At 64.9% G+C, this 15,022-nt stretch carries 13 protein-coding genes and 1 pseudogene; 7 read left to right on the top strand and 7 right to left on the bottom strand.

Annotation, left to right across the window (positions count from 1 at the left end):
• A pseudogene (locus XF30_RS28095) lies at positions 1-233 on the top strand (methyl-accepting chemotaxis protein); the annotation flags it as partial.
• Between the two features lie 230 nt (positions 234-463).
• A complete protein-coding gene (locus XF30_RS28090) occupies positions 464-2,158 on the top strand; it encodes a methyl-accepting chemotaxis protein (RefSeq protein WP_109144474.1) in 1,695 nt (564 codons plus the stop codon).
• Positions 2,159-2,298: 140 nt separating this feature from the next.
• Here the strand turns inward: XF30_RS28090 and XF30_RS28080 are convergent, their stop codons facing one another.
• Together XF30_RS28080 and XF30_RS28075 are read right to left on the bottom strand one after the other, a co-directional pair.
• A complete protein-coding gene (locus XF30_RS28080; protein ID WP_109144473.1) occupies positions 2,299-3,807 on the bottom strand; it encodes an acetyl-CoA acetyltransferase in 1,509 nt (502 codons plus the stop codon).
• A 123-nt stretch (positions 3,808-3,930) separates the two neighbouring features.
• Positions 3,931-5,064 carry a nitronate monooxygenase gene (locus tag XF30_RS28075; RefSeq protein WP_109144472.1) on the bottom strand — a complete coding sequence of 378 codons (1,134 nt, stop codon included), beginning with the start codon at positions 5,062-5,064 and terminating at the stop codon, positions 3,931-3,933.
• 282 nt (positions 5,065-5,346) lie between these two features.
• Between XF30_RS28075 and yghU the strand changes: the two genes are divergently transcribed.
• Complete coding sequence (gene yghU / locus XF30_RS28070) at positions 5,347-6,219, top strand: glutathione-dependent disulfide-bond oxidoreductase (RefSeq protein WP_109144471.1); 873 nt, start codon at positions 5,347-5,349, stop codon at positions 6,217-6,219.
• A gap of 195 nt (positions 6,220-6,414) precedes the next feature.
• Here the strand turns inward: yghU and XF30_RS28065 are convergent, their stop codons facing one another.
• From XF30_RS28065 to XF30_RS28050, 4 genes are all read right to left on the bottom strand, one after another.
• Positions 6,415-7,029, bottom strand: a complete 615-nt coding sequence (locus tag XF30_RS28065; RefSeq protein WP_036016244.1) for a flavin reductase family protein — start codon at positions 7,027-7,029, stop codon at positions 6,415-6,417.
• Positions 7,030-7,197: 168 nt separating this feature from the next.
• Positions 7,198-8,475, bottom strand: coding sequence for an acyl-CoA dehydrogenase family protein (locus tag XF30_RS28060; RefSeq protein WP_109144470.1), 1,278 nt, complete (start codon positions 8,473-8,475; stop codon positions 7,198-7,200).
• A gap of 321 nt (positions 8,476-8,796) precedes the next feature.
• Positions 8,797-9,177: a VOC family protein gene (locus XF30_RS28055; protein ID WP_109144469.1), complete on the bottom strand. Its 381-nt coding sequence runs from the start codon at positions 9,175-9,177 to the stop codon at positions 8,797-8,799.
• 106 nt (positions 9,178-9,283) lie between these two features.
• Positions 9,284-10,063: an SDR family NAD(P)-dependent oxidoreductase gene (locus XF30_RS28050; protein WP_036044683.1), complete on the bottom strand. Its 780-nt coding sequence runs from the start codon at positions 10,061-10,063 to the stop codon at positions 9,284-9,286.
• A gap of 166 nt (positions 10,064-10,229) precedes the next feature.
• Between XF30_RS28050 and XF30_RS28045 the strand changes: the two genes are divergently transcribed.
• From XF30_RS28045 to XF30_RS28035, 3 genes are read left to right on the top strand one after another with little or no spacing between them, the layout of a single operon-like run.
• Positions 10,230-11,018: an enoyl-CoA hydratase/isomerase gene (locus XF30_RS28045; protein WP_109145878.1), complete on the top strand. Its 789-nt coding sequence runs from the start codon at positions 10,230-10,232 to the stop codon at positions 11,016-11,018.
• Complete coding sequence (locus tag XF30_RS28040; protein ID WP_109144468.1) at positions 11,015-12,001, top strand: phosphotransferase family protein; 987 nt, start codon at positions 11,015-11,017, stop codon at positions 11,999-12,001. The genes XF30_RS28045 and XF30_RS28040 overlap by 4 nt, the downstream gene beginning before the upstream one ends.
• A 3-nt stretch (positions 12,002-12,004) precedes the next feature.
• A complete protein-coding gene (locus XF30_RS28035; protein WP_109144467.1) occupies positions 12,005-12,382 on the top strand; it encodes a DUF6285 domain-containing protein in 378 nt (125 codons plus the stop codon).
• Between the two features lie 252 nt (positions 12,383-12,634).
• Here the strand turns inward: XF30_RS28035 and XF30_RS28030 are convergent, their stop codons facing one another.
• Positions 12,635-13,414 carry an enoyl-CoA hydratase-related protein gene (locus XF30_RS28030; RefSeq protein WP_109144466.1) on the bottom strand — a complete coding sequence of 260 codons (780 nt, stop codon included), beginning with the start codon at positions 13,412-13,414 and terminating at the stop codon, positions 12,635-12,637.
• A gap of 212 nt (positions 13,415-13,626) precedes the next feature.
• On the opposite strand from XF30_RS28030, the gene XF30_RS28025 reads away from it, so the two are divergent.
• Positions 13,627-14,901, top strand: coding sequence for an acyl-CoA dehydrogenase family protein (locus XF30_RS28025; protein WP_109144465.1), 1,275 nt, complete (start codon positions 13,627-13,629; stop codon positions 14,899-14,901).
• Positions 14,902-15,022 lie beyond the last annotated feature (121 nt).

Below are 15,022 nucleotides of genomic sequence, written 5' to 3'. Positions count from 1 at the left end.
CCGCTGCGGTGGAAGAGCAGGGCGCCGCGACGCAGGAGATTGCCCGCAACGTGCAGCAGGCGGCGCAGGGCACCCAGCAGGTGTCGTCCAACATCACGGACGTGCAGCGCGGCGCAACCGAGACCGGCACGGCCTCCTCGCAGGTGCTGTCGGCGGCGCAGATGTTGTCGAACGATTCGAGCCGGCTGAAGAGCGAGGTCAGCAAGTTCCTGACCAACGTCCGCGCCGCGTAAGGCGCGGCCGTGGATTGATCAAACCAGGAGCGGTGCCAAATGCGCCGCTCTTTTTTTTCTGCGGTAGCGTGATGTCGTCTGGCGGTAGGATCATGGGGAGCCGACCGTAAACATACGGGGCGCCCATTTCATGGATAGTTAAATTCGCCTTACGAGAATTGAGGGAAGACGCCTCGAACAGCGGCCGTCCTGTCTGGAATGAACGCATATCGCATTGTTTGGGGGCTCTGATGCGCAAGAATCTTCCCGTCACCACCGTTGAATATCCGGTCAGTGATGAGACGTTGATCGTTTCGCGGACCGACCTGAAGGGCAAGCTCGCCTACTTCAACGAGGACTTCCTCGCGGCCGCCGGCTTCACGTCCGCGGAACTGATGGGCCAGCCGCACAATATCGTTCGTCACCCGGACATGCCGCCGGAGGCATTCGACAATCTCTGGGACACGCTGAAGGCCGGCAAGCCCTGGCTCGGCGCAGTCAAGAACCGCCGCAAGAACGGCGACTTCTATTGGGTGCTGGCGACGGCTTCTCCGATCCGCGAGAACGGCGAGGTCAAGGGCTATACGTCGATCCGCACCAAGCTGCCGGCCGACCAGCGCAAGCTCGCCGAAGAGGTCTATGCCGCCATCCGCGAGAAGAAGCCGCATGGCTATCGCATCGACGCCGGCATCATCCGCCGCCGCTCCTGGCTCGACCACTTCAGCATCTTTACCGGGACGCTGAAGGCGCGCCTGGTCACGATGATGGTGCTGCAGTCGCTGTTCATGCTCGCGCTCGGCATCGGTGGCGCGGTCGCCACCGGCGGTTCGACCAGCCTGATCCTGTCGCTGCTGGCTGTCGCCGGTGCGGCCATCGTCGGCTTCGCAGGCCTTGCGATCATGCGTGCTATTCAGGGACCGATGCGGCAGCTCAACGACACGCTGGTCAACCTCGTGCAGGACAAGCTTGACAATCGCATCGTGATCGAGCGCGACGACGAGATCGGCGAGGCGCTGCGCAACCTTCAGACCGTGCAGACCATCGTCCGTTTCAGCCGCGACGAGGTGCAGGCGGTGCAGCGCCGCGCCGAGGCGCAGCGAAAGGCCGACATGACCAAGCTTGCCGACGGTTTCGAGGCGGCGATCGGGGAAATCGTCGAGACCGTATCGGCCGCCGCGACCGAGCTCGAGGCATCGGCCTCGACCCTGTCCTCGACCGCGGGCCGGGCGCAGGAGCTAGCCACGGTGGTCGCGTCCGGCTCGGAGGCCGCCTCCAGCAATGTCCATTCGGTGGCTTCGGCTGCCGAGGAGATGTCGTCCTCGGTGCGCGAGATCGGGCGGCAGGTGCAGGATTCCTCCCGGATCGCCAGCGAGGCGGTCAGCCAGGCGCATGCCACCACCGAGCGTGTTAGCGAGCTGTCGCGGGCTGCGGCGCGGATCGGCGATGTCGTCGAGCTCATCAATGCGATTGCCGGCCAGACCAACCTGCTGGCACTCAACGCTACCATCGAGGCGGCGCGGGCTGGCGAAGCCGGCCGCGGCTTCGCGGTGGTGGCCTCCGAGGTCAAGGCGCTCGCCGAGCAGACGGCCAAGGCCACCGGCGAGATCGGCCAGCAGGTCGGCGGCATCCAGGCGGCGACGCAGGATTCGGTCAGCGCCATCGGGGAGATCAGCGGCACCATCGCGCGTCTGTCGGAGATCGCTTCGGCCATCGCGACGGCCGTGCAGCAGCAGGGCGCAGCGACCCAGGAGATCGCCCGCAACGTGCAGCAGGCCGCCCTGGGCACCCAGCAGGTCTCGTCCAACGTCGGCGACGTGCAGCGCGGCGCCTCGGAGACGGGATCAGCGTCCACGCAGGTCCTGTCGGCGGCCCAGATGCTGTCCCGCGATTCCAACCGCCTCAAGCTCGAGGTCGGCAAGTTCCTGAACTCGGTTCGCGCCGCCTGACTCTCGACCGCGTCGGAAAAACAGGCGCCGAAGGGCTGAGATCTCGTAGGGTGGGCAAAGGCGCTCTTGCGCCGTGCCCACCATTCTTTCCGGATCACACGAAGGCCGTGGGCACGCTTCGCTTTGCCCACCCTACGAGATCACGCCACCCGCCACTCGGGCACGTTATCTTCTGCCATAGCGATTTCGCCGAGCGAGCCGACCGGGGTGCGATCCATGGCGAGCAGATGCGCCAGCGTCGCGCCGTCGCTCGCCGGGACCCGCGCCAGCGTGCGGCGATCGTCCTCTGTCCGCAGCATCACGACGCCATGCTCGATATTGCCGCCGCGGCCGTAAAGCACGGTGAAGCTCTCGACCGTGCCCTTGCCCGTGGTCTCCGTGACGAACTCCGGCACCGCGCGCTTGTTGCGGTCCGCCTCGGCCTGCACGCTCGTTTCCTGCACCAGCGCCTCGCGCGGCGCCGTCTTCGACACCACCAGCGCGTGGTGCTTGGTGACGAAGCCGCCCTGGCCATAGAGCAGGCCGAGCTTGGCGCCGTCGCGCAGTCGCCGCACCATCGCGCAAGCCGCATGCGTCATGTAGGTGTTGAGCGGCGCGCCGAAGAAGGTGAGGCCACCGGTCACGGTCGGCTGCACGTCGGGGCCCAAGCCCAGCGTCCGCCGCGCCATCTTGGGCACGCAGGGGAAGCAGCTGTAGAGCTCGATCGCGTCGAAGGTCTTGCGGTCGCCGCCGGCGAGGTCCATCACGCTCTTGAGCACGGCATTCTGCGGGTGGCTCTCGTAAAACTGGTCGCGCATCAGATAGTCGCGCGGCTCTTCCGCCGAGGCACCGCCGAGCGGGTAGACCAGTTTGTCTTCGGCGATCCCGGCCGCGCGTGCCTTGGCGAGACTGGTGAAGAGCAGCGCACCGCCCATGTTGACGCTGGGATTGGCCACCATCAGCTTGTTGTAGGGCCAGGCGATCAGCCGGTTGTCTGCGGTCGGCGTCGTGATCTCCTCCGGCGCATAACGCCGCTTCAGCCAGGCGTATGGATTCTCCGCGGCGGCTTCCGAATAGCGCGACCACAGCGTGCCTGATTCCGCCATGGCTTCGCGCGGCGTCTGCCCCCAATGCGCCGAGGAGGCCGCCTCATAGAACGGATAGACGGTCACAGGCCGAAATACGCCGAGCTTCACTGCTAAGGGCTTCTGGAACGCCGCGCCGCGCTTGGGTTCCTCGACGTCATGGGCGAACGGCGTCCACGGCAGCTTGACGCCGGCGCGCTCCGCCTTGGTAGCGCTCGATTGCGCTTCCGCGCCGCACACCGCCGCCACGCTGCACTCGCCGCGCGCGATGCGCTTGGCCGCCTCGTGGATGTAGCGGATCGGGCTCTCGCCGCCGACTGGGCCGTAATAGCAATGCGCGGGCGAGATGCCGAGGCGCTGAGCCAAAAGCTGCTCCGGATCGCGATAGCGCCAGCTCAGGAAATTGACGACGTCGAGCGATTGCACCTCGCCGAGCAGCTTTGCGCCGGCGTCTTGTTCAGCCCGCCGCAGCGCCTGTTCGAGCAGGTCGAGCGGTTCGAGACCCTCGGCGATCTCCTTCGGGCGATCGACGATCTCGCCGATGCCGACGATGACGGGGATGCGGTCTTCGGGGATATTGGTCATTTCTTCTTGCTTCAGTTCACGATGTCAGTTGTTCGTCATTGCGAGCGCAGCGAAGCAATCCAGGATCTTTCCGCGGAGGCAGTCTGGATTGCTTCGCTGCGCTCGCAATGACAAGTGGGATCGTCACTCCGCCACCAGCGCATTCATGTGCTCGACGGCTTCGGCGAAATCCTGCTTGAACTCCTGTACCACCGCACCCGCCGACTTGACGCTGTCGATCAGGCCGACGCCCTGGCCGACGAAATAGCTGACGAGATCGCGCGCCCTGGCGTTGCCGCCCGCAGCGGCACGGTCGATCGAATGGAAGGCGTCGCGGCTAATGATGCTTTGCAGCGGCATCGGCAGCGCGCCCGGGCTATCCGGCGCGCGGTCCCAGGCGTCGCTCCAGACTGAGCGGAGCTGCCGGGCCGGCTTGCCGGTGCGGCCCTTCGAGCGCACCGCATCGCGCGAGGATGCCGCGATCATCTTCTCGCGAAAGATCTCGCTTGTCTCGGACTCGACCGTGGCCAGCCACACCGAGCCGGTCCAGACGCCGGCCGCGCCCATCGCCATGCAGGCCGCCATCTGCCGCCCCGTCATGATGCCGCCGGCCGCCAGCACCGGCACGTCTCGGATAGTCTTGATCGCCTTGATCACCTCCGGCACCAGCACCATGGTCGAGACCTCGCCGCAATGGCCGCCGGCCTCGGTGCCCTGCACGACGAGAATATCGACGCCGGCCGCGACCTGGCGCAGCGCGTGCTCCTTGGCGCCGACCAGCGCTGCAACCGGCACGCCGTGCTTCTTGCCCATCTCGATCATCGCCTTCGGCGGCACGCCCAGCGCATTGGCGATCAGGCGGATCGGATGATTGAAGGAGACCTCGAGCAGCTGAAGCGCGGTCTTGCCGTCGAACGGCTGCGGCTGGTTGTCCGCGACCTCGGTGGTGGTCAGCTCGATGTCGTACTTCTTCAGGAGATCGCGCGTGTAGTTGCGGTGCTCCTGCGGCACGCGCGCTTCCAGGCTCTTCCAGGTGACGTCCTTCTCGCCGGCCGTCGAGATGTTTTCCGGGATCAGCACGTCGATGCCGTAGGGCTTGCCGTCGACGTGATCGTCGATCCATTTCAGCTCACGCTCGAGCGTATCCGGCGTATGCACGGTCGCGCCCAGCACGCCGAAGCCGCCGGCGCGGCTGACGGCGGCAACGACGTCGCGGCAATGGCTGAAGGCGAGCAGCGGGAATTCGATCCCCAGCATGTCGCAGATCGGCGATTTCATGGCTCTCTCCCGGCGGCAGGCTTCGCATTCTCGTTGCTTTCGCGGGCAAAGCAAAGTGACGCTAGCGGATCGATGACATGCCGGATCTGGCGAGGCATCTTGTGTATAGACGTCGCTCTATCCGCGCGCCGCAGGCCCTGCGGGCACCCCGGAATGACGGAGGGGAGGGGCTGCCATGACAAAACGCAGAGTTGTCCCATCCGGCAATGCATTGTGGCGCCCTTGTCATCGGCCGTTTGCGGGCTAATTAATGCAGACGCATCTTTTTGCCCGGAGCCCCGCATGACCGACGCCCCTTACGTGCCGCCCAAAGTCTGGACCTGGAACAAGGAGAACGGCGGGCAATTCGCCAACATCAACCGACCCATTGCCGGCCCCACCCACGACAAGGAGCTGCCGGTCGGCAAGCACCCGCTTCAGCTCTACTCGCTGGCGACGCCGAACGGGGTCAAGGTCACCGTGATGCTGGAGGAGCTCCTGGCGCTCGGCCACAAGGGCGCCGAATATGACGCCTGGCTGATCAGGATCGGCAATGGCGACCAGTTCGGCAGCGGCTTCGTGGACATTAATCCGAATTCCAAGATCCCGGCGCTGATGGACCGTTCCGGCCCCGAGCCTGTCCGGGTGTTCGAGTCAGGCTCGATCCTGTTCTACCTCGCCGAGAAGTTCGGCGCCTTCCTGCCGAAGGACGTCAAGGCCCGCACCGAGGCGATGTCCTGGCTGTTCTGGCAAATGGGCAGCGCGCCCTATCTCGGCGGCGGCTTCGGCCATTTCTATGCCTATGCGCCGACCAAGATCGAATACGCCATCGACCGTTTCGCAATGGAGACCAAGCGCCAGCTCGACGTGCTCGACCGGCGTCTCGCTGACAACGAATATCTCGCGGGCAAGGACTACACCATCGCCGACATGGCGGTGTGGCCCTGGTATGGCGCGCTCGCCAAGGGGCTCGTCTATGGCGCCGGCGAATTTCTGTCGGTGCAGGACTACAGGAACGTGCAGCGCTGGACCGACCAGATTGCGCAGCGCCCCGCCGTGAAGCGCGGCCGCATGGTCAACCGGGTCTCCGGCGATCCCGCCAGCCAGCTCCACGAGCGCCACGACGCGAGCGACTTCGAGACCAAGACCCAGGACAAGCTCGTGCCCGCGACGTAGCTAACGGGTTCATCACCTCTCCCCGCAAGTGGGGAGAAGTCGAATTCGATCGCAGATCGAATTCGGGTGAGGGGGTACAGGTCCCTCGACAGTCTCGCGCGTGGAGAAAGGCCCCTCACCCCAACCCTCTCAGCGCGAGCCAAGCTCGTCGCGGCCCCGTAGGAATGGGGCGAGGGAGCGCACCGTTGCTGCGGCCTATTTCTTCATGCCCTCCGCCGCCGGAAACACCACGCGGTCATCGGTGCGGCAGTAACGGTCGGCGAACATGCGGCCGATCGGGTGATAGCGGTCCATGTGCACCCGCATCGCCTTGTCGTCCCAGAGCTCGTCGCGGATGTGGAAGTGGAGGCCTTCGCCCATGATCAGCCGGCGATCGTCGTTGACGTCGATCAGCTTCCAGAGCTTGCACTCCATCGCCCAGGGCGTGTCAGCTAGCCGTGGCACCCCGATCTTCGTCGAGGGCGCAAGCTTCAGCCCGAGATAATCGGGCTCGCTGATCTCAGGCGGAAAATCGCCGCTGCTCTCGTGCATCGCCCGCGCCAGCGGCTCGTCCGTGAGGTTGACCACGAATTCACCGGTGCGCTGGATGTTGAGAAACGTGTCCTTGTCCTCGCCGTTCGGCTTGCGGTTGGCCGCGAACATGCAGAGCGGCGGATCCTCGCAGAAGGCGTTGAAGAAGCTGAACGGGGCGGCGTTGACCACGCCGGTCGGCCCGAGCGTGGTCACCCACGCGATCGGCCGCGGCAGAATGAAGGACGTCAGCACCTTGTAGCGCTCGCGTGGCGTCAGCTCGCTGGCGGCGTAGTCCATTGGGGCTCCTCGGCTTTCTTCGCCTCTCCCCGCCTGCGGGAAGAGGCCGATGCGCGGAATGCGCGGCGGGTGAGGGGGCTCTCCGCAAGTCCGACTGTCACCGTCCTCGCGGAGAATCCCCCTCACCCTCTCCCCGCAAGCGGGGAGAGGGGAAAGAGATAAGGCGCCTTACGCCATGCTCAGCTCGTGGCGGCCCACCACCATCCAGTGCACCTCGTCCGGACCGTCGGCGAAGCGCAGGTGCCGCACGTCCTGGTACATCTCGGCGAGCGGGGTCCAGTGCGAGATGCCGGTGGCGCCGTGCATCTGGATGGCCTGATCGATGATCTTGCAGGCGCGCTCGGGCACCATGGCCTTGACCATGGAGACCCAGACGCGAGCCTCCTTGTTGCCGAGCACGTCCATTGCCTTCGCCGCTTTCAGCACCATCAGCCGCATCGCCTCGATCTCGCAGCGCGCCTGCGCGATGATCTGCATGTTGCCGCCGAGATGGGCGATCTTCTTGCCAAAGGCCTCACGGGTGAGGCCACGCTGCACCATCAGGTCGAGCGCCTTCTCGGCCTTGCCGATGGTGCGCATGCAGTGATGGATGCGGCCGGGGCCGAGGCGGAGCTGCGAGATCTCGAAGCCACGGCCTTCGCCGAGCAGGATGTTCTCCTTCGGCACGCGCACATTGTTGAAGCGCATGTGCATGTGGCCGCGCGGGGCGTGGTCCTGGCCGAACACGTACATGGGACCGAGCACCTCGACGCCGGGCGTGTCGCGCGGCACCAGGATCTGCGACTGCTGCTTGCTCGGCGCCGCGTCCGGGTTGGTCTTCACCATCACGATGAGGATCTTGCAGCGGGGATCGCCGAGGCCCGAGATGTAGTACTTCTCGCCGTTGATCACCCATTCGTCGCCGACGAGCTTTGCGGTGGTCGAGATGTTCTTGGCGTCGGAGGAGGCGACGTTCGGCTCGGTCATGACATAGGCCGAACGGATCTCGCCGTTGAGCAGCGGCTTCAGCCATTTCTCCTTCTGCTCCTTGGTGCCGACCCGTTCCAGCACTTCCATGTTGCCGGTGTCGGGCGCCGAGCAGTTCATGGTCTCCGAGGCCAGCGGACTCTTGCCGAGCTCTGCCGCGATATAGGCGTAGTCGAGATTTTTCAGGCCCTGGCCGGTCTCGTCATCGGGCAGGAAGAAGTTCCAGAGGCCTTCCTGCTTGGCCTTGTTCTTGGCCTTCTCCAGCACCTCGAGCTGCTTCGGCGTAAAACTCCAGCGATCTTCCTTGCTCTCGCCGGCCTTGGCGAACTCGATCGACATCGGCTCGACGGTATCGCGGATGAACTTCTTGACGTGATCGTAAAGCGGCCGGACCTGGTCCGACATCCGCAAGTCGTTGAGCTCGTCGCCGGGATTGAGCGTGTAGTTGGTGGTGCGGGGAATGTAGGTGTGTTTTGTCATTGGTCCTCCCGGGATCGCTAGAATGTGTTGTGCGCAAGAATAGTCGCAGCGCCGGCAAAGTGCGAGGGCGCATTTTCACGCGTGAGGCCATGCCATGCGATGGAATATCGCAAAGGCCGTTTGAAATGTTGTTTGAATGGGAGCGACGCGCAAGTCAGCTCTAGCGCCCACCGATCCCCAGGGCGCCGTCATTGCGAGCGTAGCGAAGCAATCCAGAATCTTACCGCGGCGGCAGTCTGGATTGCTTCGTCGCACCCGTGCAAAATTGCTTCGCAGTTTTGTCACGGGCTCCTCGCAATGATGAGGAGAGACCGGTCGGCCTTAAGCCGGCATCCGATGCATCGCGCAGATCTTGTTGCCATCGAGATCGCGCAGGTAGGCCAGATAGAGCTTGCCGCCCGGGCCCTGGCGAATGCCGGGCGGATCCTCGATCGATTTTGCGCCGGCTGCAACGCCCGCCGCATGCCACGCATCGACCTGTTCCGGCGAATTGGCGGCAAAGCCGATCGTGCCGCCGTTGGCGCAGGTCGCCGGCTCCCCGTTGATCGGCTTCGATACCGAGAACACTCCGGTCTTGGTGATGTAGAAGATGCGGTGGCCGTCGACCCTGGCCGGCCGCACCTCGAGCGTGCCGAGCAGTTGGTCGTAGAACGCCTTGGCCTTGTCCAGGTCGTTGGTACCGATCATGACGTGTGAAAACATTTGCCCGTTCCCTCAGTGTTGTAGCCCGGATGGAGCAGAGCGAAATCCGGGTCTTGCTTGCTTTTGGCCGTCCCGGATTCGCTGCGCTCCATCCGGGCTACGAGAATCAAAACGCGGTATAGCCGCCGTCGATCACGAACGTATCCGCGGTGTGATACGACGATGCCTTGCTCATCAGATACACCGCGATGCCGCCGAAATCGGAGGCTTCGCCGAAGCGCCGCATCGGAATCCGCGGCATCACGTTGGCTACGAACTTGTCGTTCGCCATGAGCCCTGCGGTCATGTCGCTCTTGATCCAGCCCGGCAGGATCGCATTGGCGGTGACGCCGTGACGTGCCAGCTCGACGCCGAGCGCGCGCACCAGCGCGTTGATGGCGGCCTTGGTCGCGGCATAATGCTCGTTGCGCGCCGTGCCGAAGATCGAGGCGAGGCTCGAGGTCGCGACCAGCCGGCCAAAGGGATCGCCGGCATTGGCGCGATCCGTCATGTGCTTGGCGGCGGCCTGGAACGCGTGGAACACGCCGTCGAGATTGGTCGCGAACATCGTGCGCCATTCCTCCTCGGTGCGCTCGATGAAGGCGCGCCGGCCACCGCCGCCGATGCCCGCATTGGCGAAGCAGCCATCGACCCGGCCGAAGGTGTCGAGCGTCGCCTTCATCGCTGAAGCGACCGAGGCCGGATCGGTGACGTCGCAGACGCGGCTGTCGACCTTGCCGGACAGGCCCTCCATGCTCGCGGCAGCGGCCTTGTTCTTGTCAGCATTGCGGCCCCAGATCGAGACGTTGCAGCCCTGGCCCGCGAGCGCCTGCGCGATACCGAGCCCGATGCCGCCATTGCCACCGGTGATCACGGCCACGCGGCCGGAAAGGTCGAAGAGGTTCATGGCGCGTTTCCTGTTTTTTGACTGCGGCGCATCAGCCGCTGCGCACAAGATTGCTTGCTATGCTCCGATCACCATGGACAAGACCGCGCCAAAAATCAAATATGCGCCCCGGCAAAACGAATTCCGGCCTGCGAAACTGGTGCGGGCCGCAACTGATGAGGAAACCATGCAGTTCAAACAGGTCACGCTCGACTTCGATGGCTCGGTCGCGATCCTCAAGTTCGACCATCAGGAGGTGATGAACGCGGTCTCCGTCGACATGCTGGGCGGTCTTTCCGAGGCGCTCGATGCGATCGAGGAGAAGAAGGACGAGGTGCGCTGCGTGGTGCTGACCGGTGCGGGGCGGGCGTTCTGCACGGGCGCCAATCTGCAAGGCCGCAACAACCAGGCGAAGAAGACCAAGGCCGGCCTTACGCTGGAGACCGGCTTTCATCCCTTCCTGCGCCGCATCCGCAACCTGCACTGCCCGATCGTCACCGCGGTCAATGGCCCGGCCGCCGGCGCCGGCATGAGCTTCGCGCTGCTCGGCGACATGATCCTATGCGCGCGCTCGTCCTATTTCCTGCAGGCCTTCCGCCGCATCGGCCTCGTGCCGGATTGCGGCTCGACCTGGCTGTTGCCGCGCCTCGTCGGCCGCGCGCGCTCGATCGAATTGTCGTTGATGGGCGAGCGCCTGCCGGCCGAGAAGGCGCTGGAATGGGGCCTTGTCAACCGCGTCTATGATGACGGCGTCTTGATGGAGGAAGCGATGAAGCTGGCGCGCGATCTCGCCAGCGGGCCGACCGTAGCGCTGTCGCTGATCCGCAAGCTCTATTGGGACAGCCCGGAAAACTCCTTCGAGGATCAGCTCAATCTGGAATTCCAGTGCCAGCTCCGCGCCGGCGACACCCAGGATTTCCGCGAGGGCGTCGGCGCCTTCCTCGAGAAGCGGCCCGCGCAGTTCAAGGGCAAATGATCGAGGCGGCGCTTTCACGCAGCGTCCAGCGCTGGTGCAAAGGGGCGACCGGCGCGACCTGTGCGGCAAAGCTCTCCGGCGGCGCCAGCCAGGAAACCTGGCGCTTCGACATCTCCCATCCCGACGGGCCGATCGGCGCGATCCTGCGGCGCTCACCAAAGGGCTATGGCGCCGCGCCGACCCGCGCGGCCGGTCTTGCCGCGGAAGCGCAGTTGATGCAGCTCGCCTATGAGGCCGGCGTGCCGTCGCCCCGCGTCCTGCATGTGCTGGTGCCGGAGGACGATCTCGGCACCGGCTTCATCATGCAGCGCGTCGAGGGCGAGACCATCGCGCGCAAGATTCTTCGCGATCAAGAGTATGCGGCGGCGCGGCCGCGTCTGGCGCGGCAGATCGGCGGCATTCTCGCAGGTCTTCATCGGCTGCCGCAGGACAAATTGCCTGCGTTGCGCAGCAGGGGCGCGATCCAGGAGATTGCCGAGTTCGAGCGCGACTATCGCAGCCTGAACTGGCCCAAGCCCGTGTTCGAGCTGGCGCTGCGCTGGCTGCACGACCACGATCCGGGTCCCTCAGTCGAGACCACGCTGGTGCACGGCGATTTCCGCAACGGCAATCTCATCATCGGCGCGGATGGCGTTCGCGCCGTGCTCGACTGGGAGCTCGCCCATCTCGGCGATCCCATGGAGGACCTCGGCTGGGTCTGCGTGAACTCCTGGCGCTTCGGCGAGATCGACAAGCCCGTCGGCGGTTTTGGCACGCGCGAGGAATTGTTCGCCGGTTACGAGGCTTCGGGCCGCAAGGTCGACCCTGAGCGCGTCAAGTTCTGGGAAGTGATGGGCACGCTGCGCTGGGGCATCATGTGCGGCGGCATGATGCAGCGCTTTCGCGAGGGGCCCGACCATTCCATGGAGCGCGCCATGATCGGCCGCCGCGCCAGCGAGACCGAGATCGATCTGTTGCGGCTTCTGGCGCCGCGCGGGAGCTGACACATGCAGGACGAGCCGACCCCGATCGAGCTGACCAAGGCAGTCGCCGATTTCCTCCGCAGCGACATCACGCCGCTGATCTCCGGCCACCAAGCCTTCAAGCTGCGCGTCGCCATCAACATCCTCGACCTCGTCACGCGGCAGCTGACGCGGGAGGAGGGAAGCGATGAGAAGGAGGTGGAGCGCCTGCGCGCGCTGCTCGGCCTGGATGGCTCAATCGCCGAACTCAACCGCGTGCTCGCCGAGCGCATCGCCAGGGGAGAAGTCGATCTCGCGACCCCCGGTCTCGCCGAGCATCTCTGGGCGACCACGATGGACAAGCTCGCGGTGGATCAGCCGAACTACGCGTCCTACAAGCGCGAGCTGGGGCGGGGCGGATAGCTCTCTCCCCGTCATTGCGAGGAGCCCTTGCGACGAAGCAATCCAGACTGTCTCTGCTGGGCAGCCTGGATTGCTTCGCTACGCTCGCAATGACAGTGTTGAGAGAGGGGGCGCTCCTCTCTCCGCTGTCATTCCGGGGCGTCGCGAAGCGACGAACCCGGAATCCATTCATCCGCACGTTCTGTCGCTCGATGGATTCCGGGCTCGCGCCTGTCGGCGCGCCCCGGAATGACGAGTGGGGAGACCCGTTTCCTACTTCCCCACCCATTTCGGCGGCCGCTTCTCGGAAAACGCCTTCGGGCCCTCGATGTAATCCTGCGAGGCGACCATCGCCTGCACGGCCGGATAATCCCGCTGCTCCGCGATCGCCTGCTCCAGCGACACGCCAAGCCCCTTCTGGATCGCCTGCTTCGAGGCCCGGATCGACATCGGCGAATTCTTGGCGATCATCTCGGCCCAGCGCAGCGCGGCCGCGAGCGCCTCGCCCTGCGGCACCACCTCGTTGACGAAACCGAGCTCGAGCCCTTCCTTGGCGCTGACATGGCGCGCGGTGAGGATCATGCCCATGGCGCGCTTCAGCCCGATCTGGCGCGGCAGCCGGTGCAAGCCGCCGGCGAGCGCGGCAAGGCCGACGCGCGGCTCGGGCAGGGCGAAGGTCGCGTTCTCCGAAGCGATGATGAGGTCGCAGGCCAGCGCGATCTCGAAGCCGCCGCCCATGGCAACGCCGTTCACGGCGGCGATGATCGGCTTGTCGCAGTCGAAGCGTGAGGTGAGGCCGGCGAAGCCGCCCTTGTCCCAGCCGCGTTTTCCCCCCGCTGCCTGCCACTTCAGATCGTTGCCGGCGCAGAACGCCTTATCGCCGCTGCCCGTGACGATCGCGATCCACTGCTCGGGATCGCCGGAGAAATCGTCGAACACCTTCTGAAGCTCGAAGTGCGCATCGGTGTGCAGCGCGTTGTAGACCTCGGGCCGCGACAGCGTCACGATCGTGATCGGCCCCTTGCGTTCCACCTTGGAAAATTTCAGCTCCATCGCGCGCTCCCGGATTTTCTCTCGAAGGAATATTGGCGCCATACTACCGTGCGGGTGCGCCAGAGCACCATCGAATTGCGCGGGCGCGCCTTGCATCGCCGTCACGTCTCGGCTTGCTTGACTTGCGCGCGCTCTTCTCACCTTAATCGAGCCAAGCAGAATGCGCCTAGCGCCTTAACGCAAAACGATAAAATCAGTCCGGGAGAGAACCTGTGGATTTCTCATTGCCTGCCGATCTCGTCGCCTATCTCGGAGAGCTCGACCGTTTCATCGAACGCGAGATCAAGCCGCTGGAACAGGCCGACGACAATATCCGCTTCTTCGACCATCGCCGCGAATGGGCGCGCACCGATTTCGAGAATGGCGGCCTGCCGCGTCACGAATGGGAGGCGCTGCTGCGCAAGGCCAAGGATCTTGCGGATGCCGCCGGGCATTTGCGCTTTCCTGTGCCGAAGCAATATGGCGGCAAGGACGGCTCCAACCTCTGGATGGCCGTGATCCGCGAGCATTTTGCCGCAAAGGGTCTCGGCCTGCACAACGACCTCCAGAACGAGCATTCGATCGTCGGCAACTTCCCCGTCGTCACCATGCTCGACCGCTACGGCCGCGACGACCAGAAGGCGATGATCGACGGCTCGATCAGGGGCAAGTACCGCATCACCTTTGGCCTGACCGAGCCGCATCACGGATCGGATGCCACCCACATGGAGACGCGCGCGGTGGCAGCCACCCGCGACAACGTCAAGGGCTGGATCATCAACGGCGAGAAGATGTGGACGACCGGCATGCACGTCGCCACGCACTGCGCGCTGTTCGCGCGCACTGGCGGCAATGACGGCGACGCCCGCGGCATCACCTGCTTCCTGGTGCCGGCCAAGAGTCCTGGCGTCAAGGTCGAGGAGTACATGTGGACCTTCAACATGCCGACCGATCATCCGCGCGTCAGCTTCACCGACGTGTTCGTGCCGGAGGATGCGCTGTTTGGCGAGGTCGGCCGCGGCCTGTCGCTGGCGCAATGCTTCGTGCACCAGAACCGCATTCGCCAGGCGGCAAGCTCGCTCGGCGCCGCGGTCTACTGCATCAACGAGAGTGTGAAATACGCGCGTGAGCGCAAACCGTTCGGCAAGGCGCTGGCCGAGAACCAGGCGATCCAGTTCCCGCTGGTCGAGCTTGCGACCCAAGCCGAGATGCTGCGCCTCTTGATCCGCAAGACCGCCTGGGAGATGGACCAGCTCAATGAGGAGCAAATCGAGCGCACCCTGTCCGACCGGGTCTCGATGTGCAATTATTGGGCAAACCGCCTCTGCTGCGAGGCCGCCGACCGCGCCATGCAGGTCCATGGCGGCATGGGCTATTCACGCCACAAGCCGTTCGAGCACATCTATCGCCACCATCGCCGTTATCGGATCACCGAAGGCAGCGAGGAGATCCAGATGCGGAAAGTGGCGGGATTCCTGTTCGGGTATATGGGGCCGGGGAAGCATTAGACGCTCGCACTGCTATCGTAGGGTGGGTTAGCGCTGCGATTGCGCGAAGCGCGATCGCAGGGCGTAACCCACCAGCGCCATCCGCGTGGATTGCAAAGAGGTGGGTTACGCCTACGGCTAA

The organism is Bradyrhizobium sp. SUTN9-2, from assembly GCF_003122645.1.
In the GTDB taxonomy this organism is placed as follows: domain Bacteria; phylum Pseudomonadota; class Alphaproteobacteria; order Rhizobiales; family Xanthobacteraceae; genus Bradyrhizobium; species Bradyrhizobium yuanmingense.
This window is presented reverse-complemented; position numbering and strand designations above follow the sequence as displayed.

What these genes read in the sequence shown, in the direction of transcription:
- XF30_RS28090 (WP_109144474.1), top strand. Translation starts at nt 464, where the DNA reads ATGCGCAAGAATCTTCCCGTCACCACCGTTGAATATCCGGTCAGTGAT.
- XF30_RS28080 (WP_109144473.1), bottom strand. Translation starts at nt 3,807, where the DNA reads ATGACCAATATCCCCGAAGACCGCATCCCCGTCATCGTCGGCATCGGC.
- XF30_RS28075 (WP_109144472.1), bottom strand. Translation starts at nt 5,064, where the DNA reads ATGAAATCGCCGATCTGCGACATGCTGGGGATCGAATTCCCGCTGCTC.
- yghU (WP_109144471.1), top strand. Translation starts at nt 5,347, where the DNA reads ATGACCGACGCCCCTTACGTGCCGCCCAAAGTCTGGACCTGGAACAAG.
- XF30_RS28065 (WP_036016244.1), bottom strand. Translation starts at nt 7,029, where the DNA reads ATGGACTACGCCGCCAGCGAGCTGACGCCACGCGAGCGCTACAAGGTG.
- XF30_RS28060 (WP_109144470.1), bottom strand. Translation starts at nt 8,475, where the DNA reads ATGACAAAACACACCTACATTCCCCGCACCACCAACTACACGCTCAAT.
- XF30_RS28055 (WP_109144469.1), bottom strand. Translation starts at nt 9,177, where the DNA reads ATGTTTTCACACGTCATGATCGGTACCAACGACCTGGACAAGGCCAAG.
- XF30_RS28050 (WP_036044683.1), bottom strand. Translation starts at nt 10,063, where the DNA reads ATGAACCTCTTCGACCTTTCCGGCCGCGTGGCCGTGATCACCGGTGGC.
- XF30_RS28045 (WP_109145878.1), top strand. Translation starts at nt 10,230, where the DNA reads ATGCAGTTCAAACAGGTCACGCTCGACTTCGATGGCTCGGTCGCGATC.
- XF30_RS28040 (WP_109144468.1), top strand. Translation starts at nt 11,015, where the DNA reads ATGATCGAGGCGGCGCTTTCACGCAGCGTCCAGCGCTGGTGCAAAGGG.
- XF30_RS28035 (WP_109144467.1), top strand. Translation starts at nt 12,005, where the DNA reads ATGCAGGACGAGCCGACCCCGATCGAGCTGACCAAGGCAGTCGCCGAT.
- XF30_RS28030 (WP_109144466.1), bottom strand. Translation starts at nt 13,414, where the DNA reads ATGGAGCTGAAATTTTCCAAGGTGGAACGCAAGGGGCCGATCACGATC.